A 24381-nucleotide genomic window follows, 5' to 3' on the forward strand; every position below is an offset into this window, starting at 1 on the left:
GCTGAAGCCTTGATAATTTCCGAGTCATCCGAGACCTGCTTCCCTTTCAGGGAAATGCGTTTCTGCGCTCTCCCTCTTGCCAAATCGCTATCACAAAAGAGTGAGGACACCCACAACACATTTATTGGTGAGGATGAATGAAGAGTCAGGACACCCACAACACTTTTGTTGGTGAGGATGAATCAGGACAGGCAAAAGGCATGACATTGCGTTTTTGTGCCTGTCCTGATGTTAGTGGTTCGCAATCTAGCGGCGGCGGATGAAGGATTCGATGTAGGCAGGAGTGCGGGCGTTGAGTATGGGGTCGGCAGAAGGGGTTATGCCCTTTGGCAGCAGTAAGGGATTAAAAATGCCGTCGCCGCACTGGGTTACCTCGGGGGAAGCATCTCTTTGCCCATCAATCACCAGTTTGCCTGCCAATAAACGGGGGCGGGACTCTGGCCAGCTTGCCGTGGCTTTATCTGTGATGTCGCCGGGCTTAGCCAGTTGGATATACAGCGACCATTGTGCTGGCTGCGATTGAATGCGCGTTAGCAGCTCAGGTTGAAGGAAATTATCATCAAGCTTGGCAAGCTCGTTTGGCGTCAGTGCTGCTGTGCCTGCAAGAGGTTCAAATATCCATTTTCCAGCAACAGGTTCTTCTGCCTTGGCTGAATTCTGACGTGAGTTCTGATGAAAATAAAAGCTGTTTACGCCAAAGTAGCGGCTGTTGGCAAAACTTGGGCTGGGTGGCAGCTGGGCCAGGTAGTCGAGGAAGCGTTTGGCATCGGGTTTATTGTCCTTAAGCCACTGTTTGCCCTCAGGCCCTTGTTTGATTTTGGTTTGAAAGGTGTAAAAGTCGTCCAGATTATCGGCAAAAAAGACGGGCACATTAGTGGTCACAAAGTTCAGGCTTTCTTTAGCGCCATCGAGTTTCAGTGACATAAAACGGCCGGGGGTTTTGTCGGACAACTGTGCATTGGTGCCGCCTAAGGAAAAGCGTGCTGTGACCTTGATAGCCCCCTGATTAAAAAACGGAATGTCGAGCTGCTGCTGTAACTCAGGCGCCGGAATAAAGCTGCCCGAGGTACAAAAGCCCTTGGCGTGATTCCTGAGTTTTACCTGCTTACCCGCCTCGCGACTGGCGTCATCCAGTGTGCCGTTAACCGCATCGACCAAGTCGGCAATGGTTTTTTCGCTGGCCATAGTGGTGGCCGAAATAAGGCTGAGGCTGGTGACAAGGCAGGCCCTGGCGAGAGATGAATACTTGACCATATTCACGACAACTCCTTTCTGTGATTGAAAAATTGGTTGCAGTGGCAATAGATACGCTGACCGGTATAAATCTTTCAGTTGCTGATAAAAAGTGGCTGGCAAGTGGCGGGTAGTCAGGATAGGGAGATGGGTGAGAGCCTGAAAGCGCAGGGTAACGAGGGAGGCAAGCTCAGCTTGGCGATTAGCGATTGATCACCACCGGATTAAGCTGGTACTCATGTGCTCAGTTGGTAGGCTGAACCTCAGCCAATACTGCCTTTGCTTCAGATGAAGCTTCATCGATAGCCGCTTCAATGATAGCCACTTCAGTTCCCTCTGCTGCCAGCAGCTCCATTCGCTCCCTCTCTGCCTTGGACACATACTTAGGCTTGTTGCTGCCGTGGAGTTTGGCTTTCTTCTTCTTGTCTTTGGCAATCAGGGTCTGATTGATTTTCTTCTTTCTGTTCATGGGCGGCGGTTCATGGCGGTTGCAGCGGGCTGGCAAGTGCCGCTGGATAAAAAGACGGCGCACTATAGCAGCATTCGCGCAGGGGTTAAACGTTGGCGGTGCGCTAACAGGGGCTGCAATCTCGCTATGCCGCCCCTGCAGCGGTTAGCTGACTGAAAAGTCTTTGGCCAGCAAGCCTTTGAGGGCGCCTGCGAAGTTGTTGTCGCCGTGGGGGCGCACCAATTGCGCCAGCTCATCACCCACCGGGGAGAAGCGGTAGTAGGTGAGGATCAGGTGGGCATGTTTTGGCGTAATGCTCAGCTCGGTCTTGGACAATTGCAGCGTAAAGCTGCGCTTGGGCTCAAGCTCGCCGGTTTCAAATTCGCTGGCGTGCAATATGCCTGCGTCCATCAGGGTTACCAGCGATGAGAAGGGCAGTCCGAACTGCGATAGTGGAATAGGTGTTGCCGGAGACTTGCGGAAGTACTGGCCAAGGCCGCCAACCACCCGGTAGCCCGACAACACCTTCAGCCTGCCGTCGTGGCCAATTTGTACCGCCACTGCCAGGGCTTTTTCGAGGGTTTGCGCCTCGCGCCAGGTGAGTCTGCGTAAGGTTTCCAGGGTGCGCAGGCTGATGTTGCCAGGCTCGGTCAGCTCCCGAGCCAATATGCGACCCCAGAGCTCCTGCATCCGCCGATTGTGGATTTGTTCGGCCATCTGAAAGAACTGATACAGCCAATCAGGGTCTGGGTCTGAGCCGACAACATCGGATGGTGTGTATTTCAGTGCCAGGGTGTAGATGGCTTCCACGTTGGCCTGGCACACAGCCGCCTGTTTGCGGGCACGGTGGGCGGCGCGTTCAGCCACAGATACATTGGAGGGGCGATAGTCGTCTTCGCTGGCAAGGCCCAACATACGACCCAGCAGCAGCGCCTTGCGTCTGGCAGACACATCGCTTTCTGGCTTACTTGCGCTCGCGGTGACTGGGGCCTTGTCTGAGTCTGTCATGGTTACGCCTCTGATTTACATGCCTTAATTTTTTGCTTTGACCTAGTTTAGCTGCGCTGACGAGGATTTGTCGCCAAACAGCAGCACTTCTTTGCCCGGTGCCGGATGCCTTGGCACATTAAGCGACAGCAGCAATGAGCACACCGCCATGGCGGCGCCTATATAGAACACGGCGGCGTTGGATTGCAGCCACAGATAGCCCAGCAGCACTGGGATCACCACCGCCGCTATGTGATTGATAGTAAAGCTGACCGACATGCTGGCGGCAATGTCGGCCCGGTCGGCAATCTTCTGGAAATAGGTTTTCATGGCGATGGCCATGGCAAACAGCAGGTGGTCAATCACATACAGGGCCGCGGCAAAGTGGGCGTTTTCCACCAGGGCGTAACTGACAAACACTGCAATTAAGCCAAGGTATTCAATACACAGGGCATTTCGCTCGCCAATGCGGCCAATCAGGCGCCCTATGGCAGGGGCAAACAGCAGGTTAATCACATAGTTAATCAGGAACAGGGCGGTGATTTCACTGACGCTGTAGTGGAATTTTTCCACCATCATAAAGCCTGCAAACACCACAAAGATTTGCCTTCTGGCGCCGGAGAAGAAGGTCAGCAGGTAATAAAGCCAATAGCGGCGGCGCAGAATAACCCGTTTATGCTGGCTGTCGCCGGTATCGAATCTGGGGAAGTAGAGCCACAGCGCCAGCGTCATCAGGCAGCCCATGCCGCCCACAAAGGCGTACATCCATGCATAATCGAGTTTGAATACCGTCATCAGTAGCCAGATGCTGCCGTATCCCCCGAGTGCTGCAGCTGCCTTCCACGACAGCGCCTTACCCATAAAACCGGCGGTTTCTTCTTTATCCACCCATTGCAGGGTAAGTGATTGATTCAATGTTTCGTAGTAGTGAAACCCCACCGACATCAGCACAGTGGTGAAGTACAGCCCCATAACCGAGGGCAAAAAGCCGGTAACGGCCACCCCAAGGCTCATCACAAACAGTGATATCAGCGCAAAGGATTGCTCGCGAAGCATGATAAGCACGAAGATGGCGGTGAAGGCGAGAAAGCCCGGCACTTCCCGCAGGCTTTGCAGCATGCCGATTTCGGCGCCGGTAAAGTGTGCCCGCTCAATCACAAAGTTGTTCAGCAGCGCCTGCCATACGGCAAACACCATGGACATAATAAAGGTCATCCACAGCAGCAGCTGTTTTGCCTTGGGGCCTTCGGCGGTGGAAAGCATGGTGTTACCAATGAAAATAAGTGGTTATGCATGTTAAACCAGCCGGTGGCAATTCGTATACAAGTTTGCCGAAGACGACAGCGCAGCGCCCTGGCGTTGGCGATATATGGCGATAATTGTGAGGCTGGCGGAATTTATCACCATCAAGCTCAACAAGCCCCGGAGGGCGTGATCCAATTCAATAAAAATTCGCAGCGATTGACCTATCATGCCTCTGAGTCCAAAGCAATTTAACAGGTGCAACGTGAGCAAAACGCTGATCCTTTTTTCCACCGTTCACGGTCAGACCCGCAAGATCTGTGAGCGCATGGCCGAGGTGATCCGCAAACAGGGCGAAGAGGTGACCCTGTTGCCCCTCAGTGAAGCGCCGCCATTGTCCACCTATGACAAAGTGGTCTTGGGTGCCAGCATTCGCCATGGCAAACACAACAGTGCTGTGTACGGCTATATAGAGAAAAACCTTGAGGTACTCAAATCCAAGGCTGGCGCCTTTTTCTCTGTGAGTCTGGTCGCCCGCAAGCCAGCCAAAAACACCGCTGCCACCAATCCCTATATGCAGGATTTCCTCGGCAAGTCCCCCTGGCGGCCTGAGCTTTTGGAAGTGTTTGGCGGCAACCTTGATTACCGTGGCTACAGCGCCATGGATAGAAACATCATTCGATTTATCATGTGGTTAACCAAGGGGCCGACCGACCCCGAGACCAAGGTGGAATACACAGACTGGCGCAAGGTTGATAGCTTCGCCCGTGAAGTGGCCACCATGGAGAAACTATGCCCTTAACCGCCCCGCAAAAACTATGGCAATGGCTTGCCCCGCGCCTGCATCTGTTGGTGTTACTGCCCACTGTGCTGGTGCTTGGCTGCTCGCCTTTTTTGCTGATGGGTCGGCGTCTGCGTGAAAACGCCAGCGTGTGGGACCTGACCCATGTCTATCTTGGGCTGCTGCTGGTACCGTTATCGATTCTGCTGTTGTGTTACTGCCTAAGTGGCGGGCGGGCAAAGCAATTTTTTCCTCTGCTTGAGCCATCCGGGCTTATTAGTGATCTAAAAGGGCTGATAAAAGGCAAGCTGCCCAAGGGCGGTGGCAATGGGCTTTTCAGTTTGCTTGAGGGCATGTGTGCCTTGCTGCTGGTGGCCACGGCTGTTACCGGCCTGGGCTGGTTTCTAACCGAAGGCAGCAGCGAAGCCCTTGTCTGGCGTGGCTGGCACAAGGATCTGGGGCTGGCATTTTTTATCGCCCTGATAGCGCACCTATTGGCGGCGGTTTCCCATCTGCTGGACTTCTTCAGAAACTGACCACCGCGACCTTGGTTAGCAGCGGGTTTTTCTGCAAAGGCGGTTTTACGCCTTTCTTTCTTCCCACCCTTGTCTCCCATTTCTCCTGGTTGGCGCCGAAGCGCACTGGCTTTTCTCGTTAACTCTCGACAGTTACCAGCGGTTTTCCCTGGATCTCTGCGGCTGTGAAGCAGTTTTTACATGCATTCAGCCTGGGTGAGAGTATTGTCAGCTGTCAGTCTCATGGGTGACGACTATACTTTTTTCATGGCACAGAATACTGACTGAACCCAACTGCGCGGGGAGCAGAAAATGTTGATATCCATGTCTAACTTAAGTTTACGAAACAAGCTGTTACTGCTGGCTTTGTTGCCGCTGGTTATCATACTTACCGCCGTGATGGCCTATTCATGGCGCCTTGAAAGTGCGGCCCTGACGGATTCGGTTTCTTTGTTTCGCGACAAGCTGGTAAATGAGCGTAAACAGCAGCTTAAAGAGGCCACTGAAATCGCCCTGGCCACCATTGATTATCAGCTTAAGCTTGGGGATGCCGGTAATGTGAATGAGTCCCTGCGGGTGCAACGTTTTGGCACGGCGGGGTATTTCTTCATTTACGACTATGATGGCATCAGCATTTTCCACGCCACCAAGCCGTCCCAGGAAGGCACTGATCAGATAGGCATGACTGATCCCCAGGGTAACAAAATCGTGGTGGGGCTGATTGATGCTGCTCGTCGCGGAGGTGGCTATTTCAGCTATTCACACGCTAAACCCGGCGTCGAAGGCCTGGTGGAAAAAATCAGCTACTCGGCCCCTATACCCGGCAAAAATTGGCTGGTGGGTACCGGGGTCTATCTCGACGATGTGAATGCCGTGGTGAACGCTTATGCCAGCAGCGCCGAAGCGGCGATGCGAGAAAAGGCGCTGGGCATTTTTATTATGTCGCTGGTGTTAACCCTGGTGACCTTTACCGCCATTGTGGTGGCCTCCAATCGCATGGTGGTGCCCATTCGCACCATGGTGGACAGCCTCAACGACATTGCCAAAGGCGAGGGGGATTTAACCGCGCGCCTCAAAGTGAAAGGCTCGGATGAAATTGCCGAACTTGGCAACGCCTTTAACCTGTTTGTGGACAAGTTGCAGCGGATCATCCGCGATGTGGCTGATACCACAGGCCGGGTGAAACAGGCCGCGGTGGACATTGACCGCCAGACCTCCGCGATGGCATCGCAGCTTAGAAGCCACAATAACGAAACCGATCAGGTGGTTACCGCTATCACTGAGATGTCCTCCACCGCTGCGGAAGTGGCGCAAAATACCACCCAGGTGGCCGAGGCGACCCATGCCGCCACCGACGATGTGGCCAGAGCTCAGTCCTGCGTGGATACCTCGCTGACCGAGATTTCCACCCTGATGGCACAGGTGGATGATGCCGCAGCCAACATCAAATCACTCAGCGAGCAATCGCAGAAAATCAACTCTGTGCTATCGGTCATTGGCGGCATTGCCGAGCAGACCAATCTGCTGGCGCTGAACGCCGCCATTGAGGCCGCCCGTGCCGGTGAGCAGGGCAGGGGCTTTGCGGTGGTGGCCGATGAGGTGCGTAACCTCGCCAGCCGCACCCAGGCCAGCACCCTGGAAATCAATGAGATGCTGACCGACTTGCACAAGCTGGTCTCGGCCGCGGTGAAAACCATGGATGAAAGTCAGCAAAGCTGCCAGCGCTCAGTTGATGCCTCCCGGGCCATCTCCGACAGCCTTGGCTCGGTCACCAGTGCCGTAACCGCTATCAATGATATGAGCACCCAAATCGCCACCGCAGCCACCGAGCAAAGCTCTGTGACCGAAGAGATCAACCGCAACGTGTATGCGATTCAGGAAATTGTTAACGCGCTGCTCGACTCAAGCCAGGATGCCAGCGCCGTCAGTCAGCGGGTATCCAGCGAAGGCGTGCAGCTGGCAACCCTGGTCGGGCAGTTTAAGGTGTAAGTGATTCTGCCAAAGTACGGGGCACTTCTGTTTGAGTGCCCCGTTTTTCCAAATGGCTAATGGTGGCTTTCGCTTTCCTGAGCCGGATCCCAGGCGGTAAGAATTTGATATTGTTCTGGGGAAAGCAATGGCAACTGCTGTAAGAATGCCACCATATTCCAAATACGCTCATCTGAATGAGTCGGGCCCCATGCCGGCATGCCAGAAGCTTTAATGCCATGTTTTATAATCCAAAACTGCCGCCTCATTGCATAGTCAGCTTCTGTTTGCGCCGATGGCACGTAAGCTGGCGAAACCGAAGTCACCAAGCTAGGTGGCGCAGGGTACAGGCCGAGGCTCATGTCTGTTGTCTGGCTGCCGGGTTTGAGATGACACTGGGCGCACATCTGATTGTAATCCGCTCCGCCAGCAAGTAGCCGCCGGGGCGAGTTCAGATTGTCTGGGAGGCTGATATCGCGGGCCGCGCGCTGGACGGATTGTTCACGCAGGGTTTCCAGTAGCCAGTAGGTAACTTGATTATGGGGTACATCGGCACCTACCGGATACAACCCCGAGTAGATGATCAGCGCGCCGCCCGCCAGGGTGACGCTGACAGCGGCCAGTGTTTTGCTGAGTGCACTGAAGGTCGACATGGCTCAGATCTCAGTGTTGATGGTTGGTATGTGGCTTGGGTGCTTTGGTTTGCTCTTGCCCCTTTGCAGCTTGTTTATCAGCATCCTCAGCGGTTTTCATCTTGTTGGCACATTGTTGCATCATCGCCTGCATAATGGGATCGGACATATCCATTTTGCTGTGATCCATGTCTTTCATTGCCGCACAGTTGGGTTTTTCCTGGGGATTGGCATGTTCCTTCGGATCGTGCGCGGCAGCGAGAAAAGATGCACTTAGCGCCATCAGGCCTATGAGTTGCACAGACAGTGTTGTTTTCATTGCTTAGCTCCTTGTGGGATTGGGATTAGAACCAGAATCTGACGCCCGCCAGCAACTGGGTGTCTTCGAGGTATTGGTTGTGCTGTTGTCGCAAGTCAGCGGTGTTGCCGTAAAACTTTGACCATTCAACCCCAATGTAGGGGGCGAATTGTCGACTGAATTCGTATCTGAGTCTGAGTCCGGCACTGAGATTCGACAGACCCGACCCCAGATTGTTTTCCGGGTCATCTTTACCGTAGAGAGTGAGTTCGACACGGGGCTGCAGGATTAACTTCTGGGTCAGCAAGAGCTCATACTCCAGCTCCGCAGCAAACGCGGTGCGGCCTTGATCGCCGAGATAGGCAGTAAGATCCATTTCAAACCAATAGGGCGCGAGTCCCTGGATGCCCATGGCAAGCCACTGACGGTTCGCGCCTTCTTGATATTGCTCCAACAGAATGCCCACTTGAGCATCGAAATAGGTCGAGACTGCATGTCCCCACAGTATGTCGGTTGCGCTTTCTTCCAGTGAGCCATTGCTCACTTCACCTTCGGCTTTCAGTACCAGTCGGTCTTCACTGTTACCAACCCAAGCCTGCAGGTCGTAAAGGGCTGTTTTATTGTCAGGCTGATACTCAAAGCGATTACCAAGCACAGCCCAAAAAATTTGCTCATCCGCCAGCTTTAGTTGCCTGGGGCCGGGGAGAGCATAGGGACCCTCGCTCAGGGTGTAGCCATTGGAATAGGCATGGGGATTACGGGTGTTGGTTGGCATTGTCTCTGGCGCCATCGACATGGACTCTTCTGCGTGAGAAATCCCGGTCAGTGTTGTAGAAAGAACCAGAGCGATAACGGATGCTGTTGTTTTCATGACACTACTACCTCGCGGAACATGCCCGCATCCATATGAAACAGTAAATGACAATGCCAGGCCCAACGGCCCAAATCTTCAGGCGTAACCAGAAAGCTGATGCGCTGCGCAGGCTGAAGCGGCAGGGTATGACGACGGACGATGAGTTCCCCTTGGTCTGTTTCCAGATCGCTCCACATTCCGTGCAGATGCATAGGGTGGGTCATCATGGTGTCGTTTTGCAGAATAATGCGGATACGCTCGTTGTGAGGCAGTGCCACTGGGGTACTTTTGCCAAATTCAAGTCCATCAAAAGACCAGGTGTAGCGCTCCATATTGCCGGTTAGGTGCAGCTCCAATTCCCGGGCTGGAGGGCGACTGTCGTTGAGAACGCCCTCGGCAGAACGCAAATCTGCCAGGGTTAGCACTTTGTGCCCTGGGGGCCTCAGTCCCCGCTCACTGAGATCTCTCAGGCCAACACCCGGATCATCCAAATTGGTTCTTGGCGTATCCACCCGCATATCGACCGAAGGGCCGTATTCGGTGCTGGCGTGACTGACAGTAGCTGAGGGTTTGCTTAGCGGGTTGCCATTTGCCATATTGTGCTGGCTGTGGTCCATGGCCATACCTGTGTGGTTCATGCCGCTGTTATCCATGGCTTTTCTGTCCATGGCGTTGCTGCTCATGGCATTGGCTTTCATGGCCTGATGGTCGATGCCTGACTGTGAGATGTCATTGGGCACTTTTTCGCTATTGCCCATGGCGATACGGTGACCAGCGCCGTGGTGCATACCTGTGTGGTTGACACCCGTGTGAGACAGGCCTGTATGTGATGGTTTTTTGGGATTTGTCCTTTGCTGAGTCATGGTTTCCTGAGGCATGCCCCCGTTGGACATACCTTCGTGTGACATGTTTTCGTGGGACATTCCACCCATCATGTCTGCCATTGTCAGCCATGTGATGGGATCAACGGCGGGTACCGCGGCCGACACGCCAGCGGCGGAGGTTAGGGTGCCACGGGCATAGCCAGTGCGGTCCATACTCTGCGCGAATAAGGTGTAGGCTGCATCTGTGGGGGTGACCAGAACATCGTAGGTTTCGCCAGGGCCAAAGCGAAATTCATCTATCTCTACCGGGATTACCTCTTGCCCGTCGGCCTGAATGACACACATTTTCAAGCCAGGAATGCGCACGTCGAAAAAGCTGTTGCTGGCAGCATTGATAAAGCGCAGTCTCACTGTTTCACCGGGAGTGAATTGCCCGCTCCAATTGCCCGCTGGCGTGGTGCCATTCATCAGATACGTCAGCGTTGATGCGGACAAATCGGCAATATCTGTCGGGTTCATGCGCATCCGGTTCCACATGCTGCGTTTATCCAGTGCGCCTTGCAGGCCCATATTGGCGACGTCCTGGCTGAAGTCGCCCAGTGTTGGCTGGTTGAAGTTGTATACATCGCTCTGCACTTTCAGCTTGCTGAATACCCGCATTGGGTCATCGTCAGTCCAGTCAGACAGTTGCACTATGAAGTCTCTGTCGCTGATATGAGTGGAACCTGCAGCAGGCTCTATGATCAGGGCGCCGTACATGCCGGTCATTTCCTGAAAGCCCGAATGACTGTGATACCAGTAAGTGCCTGTCTGCCTCGGAGTAAAGCGATACTCGAAGGTTTCACCAGGGGCGATGCCGGTGAAGCTAATCCCGGGAACACCGTCCATCTGGTAGGGCAACAAAATGCCGTGCCAGTGAATAGAGGTGGGCGCAGCCAAGCGGTTGGTTACCCGGATAACAACCTCCTCGCCTTCCCGAAGCTTAAGCGTTGGGCCTGGGATGGAGCCGTTAATTGCGGTTGCCATGCGGGTGACACCAGTAAAATTGACCGCTAACTCTGCTATTTCCAACGAGATTTCATTGCCACTCAATACCTCGGTCATTCTGGATTTAAGCTGAGGTGCTTGAGCTGATACCCAGCTGGGGAAGGTCGCCATTACCCCGCCTGCGGCTAATCCCTGAACGAATCGCCGGCGGCTGATGGGCACGGAAAATACATGGGGCGCACGAGTCATAGGTTTTCCTCGATATGGAATGGATGAGTTGCCTGAGCAGATGAGCCAAGGCTAGTTGGCAGCGCCTTTCAGCGACATGACACCAAGATGACAATCTTGTAATGCGGCCACTTTTCTCTGTATTGCCGCCTGGATGGCTTTACACTTAACTCACTCAGCGAAAGAACGGGGTTCACGATGCGTTTGCTTGTAGTGGAAGATGAAATCAAGACTGGAGACTACTTACGCCAGGGCCTGAGTGAAGCAGGCTTTGTGGTCACTCTGGCCAGGCGTGGGCTCGATGGACATCATCTCGCGATGACGGAGTCTTTTGACTTGATGGTGCTTGATATCATGCTCCCGGATGTCGATGGCTGGCGGATCATCAAGTCATTGCGTGATGCGGGCGATACTACGCCTGTCTTGTTTTTGACCGCGCGCGATAGCGTTGATGACAGGGTAAAAGGGTTGGAGCTGGGGGCGGATGATTACCTGGTAAAGCCGTTCGCTTTCACTGAGCTGTTGGCCCGGGTGCGAACCTTGCTGCGCCGTGCGGTTTCCCCCACCTTGACCGAGCAGCTGAGCGTAGCCGATTTGGTATTGGATATTCCCCGTCGCCGAGCTTCACGCTCGGGTAAAAAGCTCAATCTCAGTCCAAAGGAATTTTGCCTGTTGGAACTGCTGGTTCGCCGTCAGGGCGAAGTTTTGCCCCGATCGCTGATTGCCTCCCAGGTGTGGGATATGAACTTTGACTCAGATACCAATGTGATTGATGTTGCCATCCGGCGGCTTCGGGCAAAAATCGATGATGATTTTTCACCAAAGCTAATTCATACCGTCAGGGGCATGGGCTACAAGTTGGAGGTTGATGAGTTTGACGAGTCAAATTAAATTTTTAAAACAGCCTCTTTCGCTGAATCTCAGGGTAATGAGCTTTGTTGCTCTGGCATTCGGACTGAGTTTGCTGGTCATCGGGTACATGGTGCAGCATGCTGTGATTCGCCATTTTGCCGAGCAGGATGCAGAAGAGTTGGTGGTGATTACCGAGGCTGTCGAATCGGCATTGCAGCAGGCACATAATCAGGGCGAAGCGTATTCAGTTGCACTTGAGCACGCAGTATCCGGGCATCATGGCGTTTATTTTCAGGTGTGGGATGAGTCCAATCGTTTAGTGTTTGGCGATAAAGCAATCGCAAGCCTGACAGCTGGGCAGGAGAGTAAACCCATGCCAGTGATTTTGCCGGATAACTTATTTCACTGGTCATTGGATAGAAAGTCCTATACCGGCAGCGTTAAGCATGTGTCGGTCGATGGACACTTATTCACCGTTGTGGCGGCGATTGATGCGGATTTTCATCTAAGTTTTCTGAAGAGTTTCAGATCAACGCTCTGGAGTATTATGTTGTTGACCGGCGCAGCAAGCTTGCTCGCTGCCTATTATGGAGTGTATCGCGGTCTGTCTCCGCTGCGGAAATTAAGTGAAGTTATTCATGATGTTGGAGCAGAACATCTGAACATGCGCTTATCTGTCGCCAACTATCCGACTGAACTGCAAGGCTTGGCAGTCTCCTTCAACCAAATGATAGGCAGTTTGGAGAGCAGCTTTACCCAGTTGTCACATTTTTCCGATGATATTGCCCACGAACTGCGGACTCCTCTGACGAACATCATTACCCAGACTCAGGTTGCATTGGCTAAATCCCGGACGCTTGATGAATATCGTGAACTTCATTACTCAAATCTTGAAGAGCTGGAACATTTGGCTCGTATGGTTAATGACATGCTTTGGCTGGCTAAAAGTGACCATGGTCTGCAACAGCTGACGGATGAGATTATTCTGCCTACCACGGAAATAGCTGCTTTATTTGAATTTTTTGAAGCGCTGGCGGAAGAGAGGAATATTCGGCTTATCCTTGAAGGGGATGCGCCCCAAGTTAAGGGCGACCGGGGAATGTTCAGAAGAGCGATCTCCAATTTGTTATCCAATGCCTTGCGTCATGCACCGCCAGATACTTATGTAAAAGTGCAGTTGGATACTGTGGGGACAAGGTTAGCGATTACAGTGGCCAATCCAGGCGAGGCAATTGAGTCACAGCATCTCCCGAGGCTTTTCGATCGCTTCTTTCGCGTTGACCCGGCCCGGCAGCGCAAGGGGGATGGAACAGGGCTGGGGCTGGCGATTGTCAAATCCATCGTGGAAGCCCACCAGGGTAAAGTCTCTGTGAGCTCAGATGTCAGTGAAACCCGATTCACGATAACGCTGCCAATTAGTGCTGATACCAATGATTGACGCTGAATACGACTTAACGGGTCATTTTCTTCACAAACACCACCACGAACAGGGCTATGGTAAAACTGCCGGTAAAGGCTTCAATTGCGGCGATTAATCGCGAGAAGCCAATGGGGGTGAAGTCGCCGTATCCCAGGGTGGTAAAGGTGACGACAGAGTAATATATGCAGTTAAAAAATAAGTAAAAATTCATCATAAAGGTGTTTTCTGTGCGGAAAACATGAATATTGCCGCTGTAGCTCAGTCCGGTGAAGAAATAGCAAACGGCACAAATCAGAATCAGTACCATGGAGAAACCGATAACCCGCATCGGCGATTCGCCATAACCGCAGAAGACATCAATCATTTTTGAAATCATCCGAGCCCGTGAGAACTTGGGCAATTGATGGCGACGCATGGTCAGCTCTTTTTGAATAAAATGCCCCGCCATGACAAACAGACCCTCGCGCTCGGCGGCTTTGCGCAGGTCGCGGTAAATCTCTTCGGCCTGTTCAAAGTAGTCCTGGGCAATTTCGGCTTCACCGACCTTTTCGGCTTCCAGCGCCATCCGCTCCTGTTTGATGAGTTTGCCGGTGTTGATGTTCTCGATTTTGGTGCCGTTCCACTTGATGCCCAGCAGATTGGTGTTCAGCAGATTGGCGCAGTGCACGTTGGCATCGCGCAGATCGGCTTTCATCAAACTGGCATTTTCAAGGTTTAGGTTGAACATGTGTGCGCCCTGCATATTGGCGCGATACAGTTCGGCATGGCTCATGTCGTAGCCGGTTTTGCTGTGGTGGCGAACCAGGTCGATGCCTTCGAGGTTGGCGCGTTTAAGGTGTATGCCTCTAAGCATGCCACCCTTGCGGGCGTATGCTTCCAGTTTGGCTTTGTCGTCCGGGCCATCTTTGGTGATTCGGGGGTCGTGCCAGTAGCACAGGCCGCTGGGGCCTGCGGGCTCACTGCATGAAAATCCCTCATCTTCGTGATAGCAGCAGCTGGGTACTTTGTCTTCCATGTCCCAAGTATAGACAGGCGCAGATGAGCCGCCACGGCAGCCAATAAAAAACTTAGCACCTGATCCACTGTGGTTTTTCGCCTTGAAGCTTGCTTCCGCTGGGCCCGACAGCTGCCATGTGAACCGGCTCGATACCGCAGAGAAACGGAATATTTACCCCACTTCAGCCAGAATAAAATATCGCCAAAAAGACCGGGCGAAACCACGGGCGGCAACTGGCAACCAAGGCGCCAGTTTGATAGAATATGCCGTTTATTTTTTCTGTTAATCCAATCGATTTAAGTTGAATCACCATGTTTGAAATCAATCCGGTTAAATTCAAAATTAAGGAGCTTGCTGACCGCACCTCGCTCCTTAGGGGGTATCTTTGACTACGACGCCAAGAAAGAGCGTCTGGAAGAAGTCACCCGTGAGCTGGAAAGCTCAGATGTCTGGAACGAACCTGAACGCGCACAGGCGCTGGGTAAAGAGCGTTCCAGCCTCGAAAATGTTGTAGGCACCATTGATTCTCTGGACTCAGGTCTGGAAGACGTTGAGGGCCTGCTGGAACTGGCTGTTGAGGAAGAAGACGAAGAAACCTTCGAAGATGCCAAGGCCGAGCTGGAAGAGCTTGAAAGCCGCCTTGCGGATCTGGAATTCCGTCGTATGTTCTCCGGCCCACACGACAGTTCTGATTGCTACCTGGATATTCAGTCAGGTTCCGGCGGTACTGAGGCGCAGGATTGGGCCGAAATCGTACTGCGTATGTACCTGCGCTGGGGCGAAGCCCATGATTTTAAACCTGAGCTGATTGAAGTGTCAGAAGGGGATGTGGCGGGCATCAAGAGTGCCACCATCAAGTTTACCGGTGAGTATGCCTACGGTTGGCTGCGTACCGAAACCGGCGTTCATCGTCTGGTACGTAAGTCGCCATTCGATTCCAGTGGCCGTCGCCATACTTCCTTCTGTTCTGTGTTTGTGTATCCGGAAATTGAAGACGATATCGAAATCGACATCAATCCGGCCGACCTGCGTATCGACGTATACCGCGCCTCGGGTGCCGGTGGTCAGCACGTAAACCGAACTGAATCTGCGGTACGTATCACGCACTTGCCCACCAATACTGTGGTGCAATGCCAAAACGACCGTTCTCAGCACAAGAACAAAGACACCGCGATGAAGCAGCTGAAAGCCAAGCTCTATGAGCTGGAGCTGCAGAAGCAGAATGCCGAAAAGCAAGCCGCCGAAGACGCCAAGTCTGACATCGGTTGGGGCAGCCAGATCCGTTCTTACGTACTGGACGACTCCCGCATCAAGGATCTGCGTACCGGTGTCGAGACCCGCAACACCCAATCGGTGCTGGACGGCGACCTGGACAAGTTTATTGAAGCCAGCCTTAAATCCGGGCTGTAATTACTGCGAGAAGAGACGATGACTGAACACATTCAAGATGAGAACAAGCTGATTGCCGAGCGTCGTGCCAAGTTGGAACACGTTCGCAAACAGTGCCCAGCCAATGGTCACCCGAACACCTTCCGCCGTAAACACAAGGCTGCTGAGCTTCAGGCCGAGTTTGGCGACAAGTCCAAAGAAGAACTGGAAGCCCTGGGTTTCCAGACTGCTATCGCCGGTCGCATCATGGCCAAGCGTGGTCCTTTCCTGGTGATCCAGGACGTTTCCGGTCGCATCCAGGCCTATGCCGAGAAGTCAGTTCAGGCCGATCTGAAAGATCGTTACGTGGGTCTGGACATTGGTGACATCATCGGCGTGGAAGGTACTCTGCATCTGTCCGGCAAGGGCGATCTCTATGTGAACATGGAGCGCTATGAGCTTTTGACCAAGGCGCTGCGTCCTCTGCCTGAGAAATTCCACGGTCTGACCGACCAGGAAACCCGCTACCGTCAGCGCTACGTAGATCTTATCGTTAACGAAGACTCACGCGAAGCCTTCAAGATGCGTTCGAAAGTGGTTTCTGCCATCCGTAACTTCATGATCAAGAAAGAGTTCATGGAAGTTGAAACCCCAATGATGCACGTGATCCCAGGTGGCGCTTCTGCCCGTCCGTTTATCACTCATCACAATGCGCTGGACATCGACATGTACCTGCGTATTGCTCCGGAACTGTACCTGAAACGTCTGGTTGTGGGCGGTTTCGAGCGCGTGTTCGAGATCAACCGTAACTTCCGTAACGAAGGTCTGTCGCCACGCCATAACCCAGAATTCACCATGATGGAATTCTATATGGCCTACGCCGACTACAAGGATCTTATCGATCTGACCGAAGAGATGCTGTCTTCCATTGCTCAGGATCTGCTGGGCGATACCAAGCTGCCTTACGGCGAGCACGTGATTGATTTCGGTGGCCCATACACCCGTATGAGCATGCTCGAAGCCATCAAGCACTACAACCCGGACAACGCCACCATCCAGGCCATGACCTACGAAGAAGTGAAGAACATCGACTTCATGCGTAAGCTTGCCAAGGACGTGGGCATCGAAACCGAAACCTTCTGGAGCTGCGGACAGCTCTTGGAAGAAATCTTTGGTGAAACCGCCGAGCCTAAGCTGATGCAGCCTACCTTCATCACCGGCTACCCAGCAGATATTTCGCCGCTGGCCCGTCGCAGCGATGGTAACGACTTCATCACCGACCGCTTCGAGTTCTTCATCGGCGGCCGTGAAGTGGCCAACGGCTTCAGCGAGCTTAACGATGCTGAAGATCAGGACAGCCGCTTCAAGGCGCAGGTAGATGCCAAGGACGCCGGTGACGACGAAGCCATGTTCTACGATGCTGACTTCATCACCGCACTGGAACACGGCCTGCCACCCACTGCCGGTCAGGGTATTGGTATCGACCGTCTGGTGATGCTGTTTACCAACACTCACACCATCCGTGACGTGATCCTGTTCCCAGCCATGCGCCCACAAGCGCAGTAATTCTCTGGGAATTGAAAAACCGGCCATCTGGCCGGTTTTTTTATGCCTGAATTCGCAGCCAACCGTTCAGTAAACGGCGACAACGCCTGTGCCAGGGGGCTGCTGCGTCCCAGTCTTGTGGGCGGTATTCCCTCTGATGAGCCGAAGCGGGTGATAGGCAGCTATGAGCGTTCAATATTGGCGTTGGCAAGGCATTGAAATAAAATGATAAATGTAAGTTCTCTGCAGATGCGGGAATTCTATTTTGACATTTTATGTCAAAAGCTGTTGATCTTTTGTTCGCTTCTGCTAATTTGATATCAAAGTGATATCAATTGGGGGTGGATTATGATTCAGGAAAAACGCGGATTTTCAATCAACGGTTATCTGGTGTTTACGGTATTGGTGGCATTGCACCTTTGCTTTTTGTTTGTGATTGTGAGTGGTTATGAGCCGCTTGGGATCCTCGGCAATGTGCTGACAGGCCTGTGCTGGCCGGGCTTCTTTATGGTTCAGCCCAATCAGGCCAAGGTGCTGACGCTGTTTGGCAGCTACGTGGGCTCGGTGCGAGCGACCGGTTTGCAGTGGACTATCCCGTTATTTGCCAAGCGCACTATCTCGCTGCGGATCCGTAACTTCGAGAGTGCCAAAATCAAGGTCAACGATAACCTGGGTAATCCGATTGAGATTGCCACCATTGTGGTTTGGTCTGTGACCGACAGCGCTGAAGCCGTATTCGAAGTGGACGATTACGAAAGCTATGTGTCCATCCAGAGCGAGGCGGCGCTGCGTAACATGGCCAGCAGCTATGCCTACGACCCACAGGATGAGAGCGAAGTGGCGCTGCGAAGCCATCCGCAGGAGATTGCCGACAAGCTTAAGCAGGAAATTCAGGATCGTTTGGGCCGCGCCGGTGTCACAGTGCATGAGGCACGCATCAGCCACCTTGCTTATGCCCAGGAAATTGCCAGCGCCATGCTGCAGCGTCAGCAGGCCACCGCGATTATCGCCGCCCGAGCCAAAATTGTTGAAGGCGCCGTAGGCATGGTGGAAATGGCGTTGGAGCGCCTCAAGGCCCAGAATGTGGTTGAGCTGGATGAAGAGCGCAAGGCGGTGATGGTCAGCAACCTGCTGGTGGTGCTGTGCGGCGACAAGAGTACCCAGCCTGTGGTCAATACCGGCAGCCTGTACTGAGGCGCCTATGAGTAAGAAAGCCTACCCCTTGCGGATAAGCAGCGATGTACTGGCAGCCATGCAGCGTTGGTCGGACGATGAGCTTCGCAGTCTCAATGCCCAGATTGAATATGTGCTGCGGGATGCGCTGGTGAAAAGCGGCCGGGTGAAGCTGGTACAAAAAGTGGTGACTGAAGTGGTTCAGGACAGCGAAGACGGCGCTGATAACAGCTAAACCACAGTGCCCGGACTGAAAAAGGAAGCCTATGGCTTCCTTTTTTATCGCCCGGCCACCTCTGTGCCTGGATGGGCGCTACTTAGAGCTGACGGCTCTTTTGCAGCAGCTCCTGACGAATGGTTTTCGAGAGGTTGTTCACCCACTTGTTGTAGTTGCGGTGAATGCTGCCGTCATCAAAGTTGAGGTTTTCACTGTCTTTGTAGTGAATGGAGTAGCTGTCTTCACTGAAGGGAATAAGCACATTGGCGCCATGGCTGCGCACCGAAATTTGCGCCTCAATAAGACCTGGCTCGACTACCCGGGCAATCCAGCCACGCTTGCGGCTGGCATCCAGAATACTGTGCTCTACCGAGTCCAGGCTCAGGCGGTTGCCGGTCACGGCAACGGGCACCAGCTGATCGTCCAGATCGTGTACCGGCTTGCTGGTGCAAGCGCCAAGCAGGCTTAAGGAAAGTATCGCAGTCAGGATCAGTCTCATGATGTACCTCGCTCATGTGGACAGCGTGCGGGGGAAGATGTGCTGCCGAATTCGATCGACGGCAGATTAGCAGACCGAGCTGAACCTTAGCTGACCCCGGCATACATTTGCTGCCGGATTGTGAGTTAATTCCTGTGTTGCCTCACATTTGCCAAAAATAAAGCCGCCCGGAGGCGGCTTTAGCGGATTATTCACCCTTATTCGACTTTCCAGCCGATGGTTTCACCGGCGCGGATTGGCACCACAGTGCCGCCGCCCAGCGGGTAAGATTCCGGTACCTGCCAGGGGCTTTTCACCAGGGTCACGCTGTCGGCATTGCGTGGCAGACCGTAGAAGTCAGGGCCATTGAAGCTGGCAAAGGCTTCCAGCTTGTCCAGTGCACCTTCGGCCTCAAAGGCTTCGGCATACAGCTCCAGCGCGGCATGGGCGGTGTAAGAACCGGCGCAGCCACAGGAGGCTTCTTTTTTATCCTTGGCGTGGGGCGCAGAGTCGGTACCGAGGAAGAACTTCTTGCTGCCACTGGTGGCGGCCGCCAGCAGCGCTTGCTGGTGGGTATTGCGCTTCAGAATGGGCAGGCAGTAAAAGTGCGGACGAATGCCACCTGCCAGCATGTGATTGCGGTTATACAGCAGGTGATGGGCGGTGATGGTGGCGGCCACGTTGTCACCGGCTGACATCACGAAATCCACTGCATCCTTGGTGGTGATGTGCTCAAGCACAATCTTGAGGCCGGGGAAGTCGGCGACCACTTTGGCGAGGATGTTTTCAATAAAGATGCGCTCACGGTCGAAAATATCGATAGCAGAATCAGTAACTTCACCGTGAACCAACAGCAGCAGGCCTTCTTCTTCCATGGTCTTGAGCACGTCACGGATGTTGTTGACATCGGTTACGCCGGAATCGGAGTTGGTGGTGGCACCGGCTGGGTAAAGCTTGGCTGCAACCACTTTGCCGGAGGCCTTGGCGGCGCGGATTTCGTCCGGGCTGGTTTTGTCGGTGAGATACAGCACCATCAGTGGCTCGAAGGCGGTGGTGCTGTGGGCCTTGATGCGCTCGTAGTAGGCAATGGCGGCCTCGGTGGTAGTCACCGGTGGCACCAGATTGGGCATCACAATGGCACGGCCCATGTAACGACCGGCGTCGCGCACTGTATCGGCAAGGGAGTCGCCATCGCGCAGGTGAATGTGCCAGTCATCGGGGCGGGTGAGGCTAATTTGGGTCATAGGGGTATCTTCTGCTGTGAGGGTGGGCAGATTTTAAATTTCGCGGGCTCAAAGGGCAAGGAAAGCCGACGTTATCCCCTGGTCGGGCTTTGCCCCAAGCCGGGTTTGGGATATAGTCGGGCCTCGACTACGGAGCGGTTCCAACAAGGAAAAGATGTTGAAAATCCTGTCTAAATTAGCACTTCTGTTTGCCTTTATTCCCCTGTATTCCCAGGCGGACGCCGAGCGGATCATCGCCTTGTCGCCCCATGCGGTGGAGATGCTGTATGCCATTGGCGCCGGCGATCGCATTGTGGCTACCACGGATCATGCCGACTACCCGGAGCAGGCCAAGCTTATCCCGCGCATTGGCGGTTACTACGGTATTCAGATGGAGCGGGTATTGGAGCTCAAGCCGGATTTGATTGTGACATGGGATGGCGGGAATCGCGCTGAAGATATTGAAATGCTGAAAAAATTCGGTTTTAAGCTGTTTGCCAGCAATCCCAAAACCCTGGATGCGGTGGCCCAGGAGCTGCTGACGCTGGGCGAACTTACCGGCACCCAGGCCAAGGCTCGCACTGTGGCGGCGGATTACCGTGCCGATCTGGCGGCGCTGCGGCTTGCCAATCGCAGCAAACCCAAGGTTCGGCTCTTTTACCAGCTGTGGTCTCAGCCGCTGATGACCGTCGGCAAGGGCAGCTGGATTGAGCAAATCATTGATGTTTGCAACGGCGAGAATCTGTTTTTGGATGCCAGCGGTGATTATCCCCAGGTGAGTGTGGAGTCGGTGCTGCTGAAAAAGCCCGAGGTGATTTTACGAAGCCAGGACGAAGGCAACGTAAATGGCATCGACTGGAGCCGCTGGCCCGAAATCCCGGCGGTAGCCAAAGGGCAGATTTATGAGCTTAATGCCGATCTGCTGCACCGCGCTGGCCCCAGAGCCATCGATGGCGTGGAAGCACTGTGCGCTGCGCTCGATAAGGCGCGCTGATAGTCGCTCCTCACGCTGGGTGATTAATCAAACAAAAAGGCGACCCGCAGGTCGCCTTTTTGTTTTCATGCAGTGGATTAGCTTCGCCAACCATCAGTCACCACCGCCAGCCGGAGCTCTTCTTGCCAAGGATATGCCCATCGAAGATTTGACGGGCGGGGGCATCGCCTGCGGCGCCGAAACACAGGTGCAGCGGTAACAGATGCTCTTCTCTGGGATGGCAATACAGCGCCCCCGGGGCTTGCTGCCAGTGGATAAGCGCCGATGCTTTGGCGGTCGCATCGGTATTTGTGTCCAGCAGGCAACCGGCAAGCCAGTCTTCGAAGGCAAGATTCAGCGGGTCTTGGCTGGCACCATTTCGAAACTCACGCAGGTTGTGGAATGAAAAACCTGAGCCAAGAATAAGCACATTGTCGTTTTTCAGCGCTGCGAGCGCCTTGCCGATGGCGATGTGCTGCGCAGGGCTTAGCCCTTTCACCAGTGACAGCTGCACGCAGGGAATATTGGCCTCTGGGTACATCAATGCCAGCGGCACAAACAGGCCATGGTCAAAGCCGCGCTCATTATCAATATGGGCGGCTATGCCAGCTTCTGCCAGTAGCCCCTTTATCCGCCGCGCCAGCACCGGCTGGCCGGGAGCCGGATAACGTATCTGATAGCTCTCAGGCGCAAAGCCGTAGTAGTCATAAATCAGTCCGGGCTGCTCGGCGCCGGTAATCGTCGGCTGGCTTTCTTCCCAATGGGCGCTTATTACCAGGATGGCGTCAGGCTTGGGAAAACTGGCGGGCAGGGCTTTGAGAAAGGCCACCAATTCCTGATGCCCCGGATCGCCAAGCAGTGGCAAGGGCCCACCACCATGGGGGATAAAAAGCACGGGCGCAGTCGTGGCGTTAAGGGTGCTGGTATTCATGGCGTTATCTGTTGCCTTGCTGTTGTCAGTCAAAGCAGCGAACCATTCTTGGCGGTTCGCTGCCAGGTTCGGATTACAGGTTGCCAAACTTGCCGTTGGCGTTTTTCCATTCTGAGCTTGGTGGGATCTGCTCAATCACGTCCCAGTGCTCGACAATTTTGTTCTCTTCAACCCGGAATAAATCGTAGTAAGAAGTTGGCTTACCGGCAAAGTCGCCTTCGCTGATGGTCAGCACGAAATTCCCTTCTCCCAGTACCTTGTGCACCTTGGTATAACTCATGGTGACGCCCTGAGCCTGCATGGCCTCAATGGCATTGGCAAGGCCCGAGAGTCCATCGGCAATCACGCTGTTGTGCTGATGGTAATTTTCACCCTCGATAAACTGGTCCAGTTGGTCGTAATGACCTTGCACCAGCACCTGCTCGACAAACTGAGCCACCAGGGCTTTGTTGGCTGCAGTCAGCTCCAGGGAGGTGGCGGCGGTTGGACCATCAAGTTGGGTGCGGCCACTGGGGTTGGGCGCCGTTTTCTGTGCCAGGTTGTCCCAGTGTTCGACAATTTTGCCGTTTTCAAAGCGGAACAGATCGAAGCCGACTTCGGGGCCGAAAAAGTCGTAGTCGGTGTGGGTAAAAACAAAGTCACCGTCCTCGAAGGCTCGCACCACATTTACCCTGGCGCTGCCTGGGGGCAATTGTGCCAGCAGGGCAGTAAAACCCGCCACGCCATCGGCTACCGCCAGGTTGTGTTGGGTGTAACTCTGGGCGTTGATATAGCCCACGGCATGCTGGTCGCCAGTTTCAATGGCGTTCAGCAGGGCAACGGCTTTTTCACGGTTGGATAGAGGCTTGGTGGATTCCCCCTGGGGTGCAGCAATAGCGCTACCGCCCAAAATCATGGCAGCAAACAAAGTGGTGATGGATGACATTTTCATGGTGTTGACCCGGTTATTTCGACAGGGGGATAGCATCGCCGCTTTGGCGGCAGCAATGCAGGTCAGAACCGGAGTGAAAATGGTAAAAATCGAACCTTATTCCGTATGCCTGAACTGATTCGGAGTCATGCCTGTATGCTTTTTAAAGTATTTGACGAAGTTGCTTGGCTCATCAAAACCAAGCAAGCCCGCCAACTGCTGAACCTGTAACGTATCGACTCTGAGCCTGAGTTTCGCTTCCAAAATACGATGTTCATCAATCAGTTGCTTGGCAGTTTTACCGGTTGCCGCTTTGCAGATAAGGTTAAGGGTTTTATAGCTGGTCCCCAGTTTGTCGGCATATTGGTGGGCGCCGGAGGTGGCACTTAGAGGAGTATTACCGGCGCTGGTATTTGTCAGCGCTTTTTGCAGCATATGTACAAAGCGCTCGAACAGTATGCCGTGATGATGCGCCAGCTTATGGTGCTTAAGTTCGGGCCTTGCTTCGCTCGCCTTGGTTAACAGCGCTGCAAACAGCACCTTCAAAAAGGTGGGATTGGGAGCGCGTCGGCCAAACTCTGACACCACTGCAACAATCAGCTGCTCCATGGCGTGGCAGGTGTCGCTCGACAGGCAAAAGCTGGGCTGATAGCTCATCACAAACTGGCTTGGCGCAAACAGTTGCACGTCGATGCGGTTAAGCACATCGTCCAGAAAGGCTTTGGTAAACAGCAGCAAAAATCCCTGTGGCCGATTTTGGGTATCGAATGCGTGTACCTGGCCCTGATTGATAAGCACCAATGAGCCCGAGCTGACCGGATAGCGCTGAAAATCAATGAAGTGCTCGCCAGAGCCCGAGGTAATCAGCAGCATATTGTAAAACTGGATCCGGTGCGGCTGGGCGGCAAAGTCAACCGGTGCTGCCAATGCCCGCTGGTAAAGGTGCTCAAGGGGCATGATTTCAAACCCAAGCTCCGGCAGCGAAGGCGCACTGAACCAAACCTCGGGAATGGTATCGGTTTGAGCGGAAGCTGAGTGGGTCATCATGGGGCTGTCCGATTAGTAGCAAGAGGCTTTCGGGTCATGGATTTAGGCCTGCATTGGCTTTGCATCAACTGATTGTTGCATCCCGTTGCCATTAAACCAAATTCTGCTTCGTGGCTGATACCGGCGTTACTGTGTCTTTGCCCGGCCCTCTTCGATTGCGTCGGCTGTTGGCGCTCAAGCACATCAATCCTTAGTCGGTGATGGCACGGCCTTTTTTGCAATCCAGGTCACTGTTCCTGTGGCTTCGTACT

General features: G+C 53.8%; 25 protein-coding genes. 11 read left to right on the forward strand and 14 right to left on the reverse strand.

The window, feature by feature from the left end; translation table 11 throughout:
• Nucleotides 1-246 precede the first annotated feature (246 nt).
• The 4 genes from MJ923_RS10460 to MJ923_RS10475 form a co-directional block, all read right to left on the reverse strand.
• Complete coding sequence (locus tag MJ923_RS10460; protein ID WP_276313075.1) at nt 247-1254, reverse strand: catalase family peroxidase; 1008 nt, start codon at nt 1252-1254, stop codon at nt 247-249.
• A gap of 223 nt (nt 1255-1477) precedes the next feature.
• The gene (locus MJ923_RS10465; protein WP_240591032.1) at nt 1478-1702 is read right to left on the reverse strand and encodes a DUF2986 domain-containing protein; all 225 of its coding nucleotides are present in this window, start codon (nt 1700-1702) and stop codon (nt 1478-1480) included.
• Nucleotides 1703-1846: 144 nt separating this feature from the next.
• Entirely contained in the window at nt 1847-2689 is an 843-nt protein-coding gene (locus MJ923_RS10470) for a TIGR03899 family protein (protein ID WP_240591033.1), read from the reverse strand.
• A gap of 42 nt (nt 2690-2731) precedes the next feature.
• On the reverse strand, nt 2732-3931 hold the full coding sequence (locus MJ923_RS10475) for an MFS transporter (protein WP_240591034.1): 1200 nt from the start codon (nt 3929-3931) through the stop codon (nt 2732-2734).
• 244 nt (nt 3932-4175) lie between these two features.
• On the opposite strand from MJ923_RS10475, the gene hemG reads away from it, so the two are divergent.
• From hemG to MJ923_RS10490, 3 genes are all read left to right on the forward strand, one after another.
• The gene (hemG, locus tag MJ923_RS10480; protein ID WP_240591035.1) at nt 4176-4712 is read left to right on the forward strand and encodes a menaquinone-dependent protoporphyrinogen IX dehydrogenase; all 537 of its coding nucleotides are present in this window, start codon (nt 4176-4178) and stop codon (nt 4710-4712) included.
• Entirely contained in the window at nt 4703-5227 is a 525-nt protein-coding gene (locus tag MJ923_RS10485; RefSeq protein WP_240591036.1) for a cytochrome b/b6 domain-containing protein, read from the forward strand. The genes hemG and MJ923_RS10485 overlap by 10 nt, the downstream gene beginning before the upstream one ends.
• 303 nt (nt 5228-5530) lie before the next feature.
• Nucleotides 5531-7195: a methyl-accepting chemotaxis protein gene (locus tag MJ923_RS10490; protein ID WP_240591273.1), complete on the forward strand. Its 1665-nt coding sequence runs from the start codon at nt 5531-5533 to the stop codon at nt 7193-7195.
• Nucleotides 7196-7251: 56 nt separating this feature from the next.
• On the opposite strand, the gene MJ923_RS10495 is transcribed toward MJ923_RS10490, so the two are convergent.
• The 4 genes from MJ923_RS10495 to MJ923_RS10510 are packed head-to-tail and all read right to left on the reverse strand — an operon-like array spanning nt 7252 to nt 11017.
• Complete coding sequence (locus MJ923_RS10495) at nt 7252-7827, reverse strand: c-type cytochrome (RefSeq protein ID WP_240591037.1); 576 nt, start codon at nt 7825-7827, stop codon at nt 7252-7254.
• 10 nt (nt 7828-7837) lie between these two features.
• Nucleotides 7838-8125, reverse strand: coding sequence for a hypothetical protein (locus tag MJ923_RS10500; protein WP_240591038.1), 288 nt, complete (start codon nt 8123-8125; stop codon nt 7838-7840).
• 25 nt (nt 8126-8150) lie between these two features.
• On the reverse strand, nt 8151-8975 hold the full coding sequence (locus tag MJ923_RS10505) for a copper resistance protein B (RefSeq protein WP_240591039.1): 825 nt from the start codon (nt 8973-8975) through the stop codon (nt 8151-8153).
• A complete protein-coding gene (locus tag MJ923_RS10510; protein WP_240591040.1) occupies nt 8972-11017 on the reverse strand; it encodes a copper resistance system multicopper oxidase in 2046 nt (681 codons plus the stop codon). Before MJ923_RS10510 ends, MJ923_RS10505 begins: the two co-directional genes overlap by 4 nt.
• A gap of 177 nt (nt 11018-11194) precedes the next feature.
• Here MJ923_RS10510 and MJ923_RS10515 point away from each other — a divergent pair, with 177 nt between their 5' ends.
• Both MJ923_RS10515 and MJ923_RS10520 read left to right on the forward strand, forming a co-directional pair.
• Nucleotides 11195-11887 carry a heavy metal response regulator transcription factor gene (locus MJ923_RS10515; protein ID WP_240591041.1) on the forward strand — a complete coding sequence of 231 codons (693 nt, stop codon included), beginning with the start codon at nt 11195-11197 and terminating at the stop codon, nt 11885-11887.
• A complete protein-coding gene (locus MJ923_RS10520) occupies nt 11865-13286 on the forward strand; it encodes a heavy metal sensor histidine kinase (protein ID WP_240591042.1) in 1422 nt (473 codons plus the stop codon). Before MJ923_RS10515 ends, MJ923_RS10520 begins: the two co-directional genes overlap by 23 nt.
• Before the next feature lie 13 nt (nt 13287-13299).
• Here the strand turns inward: MJ923_RS10520 and MJ923_RS10525 are convergent, their stop codons facing one another.
• Complete coding sequence (locus tag MJ923_RS10525) at nt 13300-14283, reverse strand: ion channel (RefSeq protein ID WP_240591043.1); 984 nt, start codon at nt 14281-14283, stop codon at nt 13300-13302.
• Nucleotides 14284-14576: 293 nt separating this feature from the next.
• Here MJ923_RS10525 and prfB point away from each other — a divergent pair.
• The 5 genes from prfB to MJ923_RS10550 all read left to right on the forward strand — a co-directional run bounded on the left by prfB (nt 14577) and on the right by MJ923_RS10550 (nt 18586).
• A protein-coding gene (gene prfB / locus MJ923_RS10530) for a peptide chain release factor 2 (RefSeq protein WP_240591044.1) occupies nt 14577-15675 on the forward strand; the annotation gives its coding sequence in 2 pieces (ribosomal slippage) (nt 14577-14651 and nt 14653-15675; 1098 coding nt in all).
• Between the two features lie 18 nt (nt 15676-15693).
• On the forward strand, nt 15694-17199 hold the full coding sequence (gene lysS / locus MJ923_RS10535; RefSeq protein WP_240591045.1) for a lysine--tRNA ligase: 1506 nt from the start codon (nt 15694-15696) through the stop codon (nt 17197-17199).
• Nucleotides 17200-17241: 42 nt separating this feature from the next.
• A complete protein-coding gene (locus tag MJ923_RS10540) occupies nt 17242-17397 on the forward strand; it encodes a hypothetical protein (RefSeq protein WP_240591046.1) in 156 nt (51 codons plus the stop codon).
• Between the two features lie 132 nt (nt 17398-17529).
• Nucleotides 17530-18372, forward strand: a complete 843-nt coding sequence (locus tag MJ923_RS10545) for an SPFH domain-containing protein (RefSeq protein WP_338092233.1) — start codon at nt 17530-17532, stop codon at nt 18370-18372.
• Nucleotides 18373-18379: 7 nt separating this feature from the next.
• Nucleotides 18380-18586 carry a type II toxin-antitoxin system antitoxin gene (locus MJ923_RS10550; RefSeq protein WP_126168055.1) on the forward strand — a complete coding sequence of 69 codons (207 nt, stop codon included), beginning with the start codon at nt 18380-18382 and terminating at the stop codon, nt 18584-18586.
• A gap of 82 nt (nt 18587-18668) precedes the next feature.
• On the opposite strand, the gene MJ923_RS10555 is transcribed toward MJ923_RS10550, so the two are convergent.
• On the reverse strand, nt 18669-19067 hold the full coding sequence (locus MJ923_RS10555; RefSeq protein WP_240591048.1) for a hypothetical protein: 399 nt from the start codon (nt 19065-19067) through the stop codon (nt 18669-18671).
• Between the two features lie 197 nt (nt 19068-19264).
• Entirely contained in the window at nt 19265-20290 is a 1026-nt protein-coding gene (pyrC, locus tag MJ923_RS10560) for a dihydroorotase (protein ID WP_240591049.1), read from the reverse strand.
• Between the two features lie 154 nt (nt 20291-20444).
• On the opposite strand from pyrC, the gene MJ923_RS10565 reads away from it, so the two are divergent.
• Complete coding sequence (locus tag MJ923_RS10565) at nt 20445-21263, forward strand: cobalamin-binding protein (protein WP_240591050.1); 819 nt, start codon at nt 20445-20447, stop codon at nt 21261-21263.
• Nucleotides 21264-21360: 97 nt separating this feature from the next.
• On the opposite strand, the gene MJ923_RS10570 is transcribed toward MJ923_RS10565, so the two are convergent.
• From MJ923_RS10570 to MJ923_RS10580, 3 genes are all read right to left on the reverse strand, one after another.
• Complete coding sequence (locus MJ923_RS10570) at nt 21361-22173, reverse strand: DODA-type extradiol aromatic ring-opening family dioxygenase (RefSeq protein ID WP_240591051.1); 813 nt, start codon at nt 22171-22173, stop codon at nt 21361-21363.
• 73 nt (nt 22174-22246) lie between these two features.
• Entirely contained in the window at nt 22247-23104 is an 858-nt protein-coding gene (locus MJ923_RS10575) for a nuclear transport factor 2 family protein (RefSeq protein WP_240591052.1), read from the reverse strand.
• A 96-nt stretch (nt 23105-23200) separates the two neighbouring features.
• Nucleotides 23201-24130, reverse strand: coding sequence for an AraC family transcriptional regulator (locus MJ923_RS10580; RefSeq protein WP_240591053.1), 930 nt, complete (start codon nt 24128-24130; stop codon nt 23201-23203).
• Between the last annotated feature and the right edge of the window lie 251 nt (nt 24131-24381).

The organism is Shewanella zhuhaiensis (assembly GCF_022484835.1).
GTDB classification, from domain to species: domain Bacteria; phylum Pseudomonadota; class Gammaproteobacteria; order Enterobacterales; family Shewanellaceae; genus Shewanella; species Shewanella khirikhana.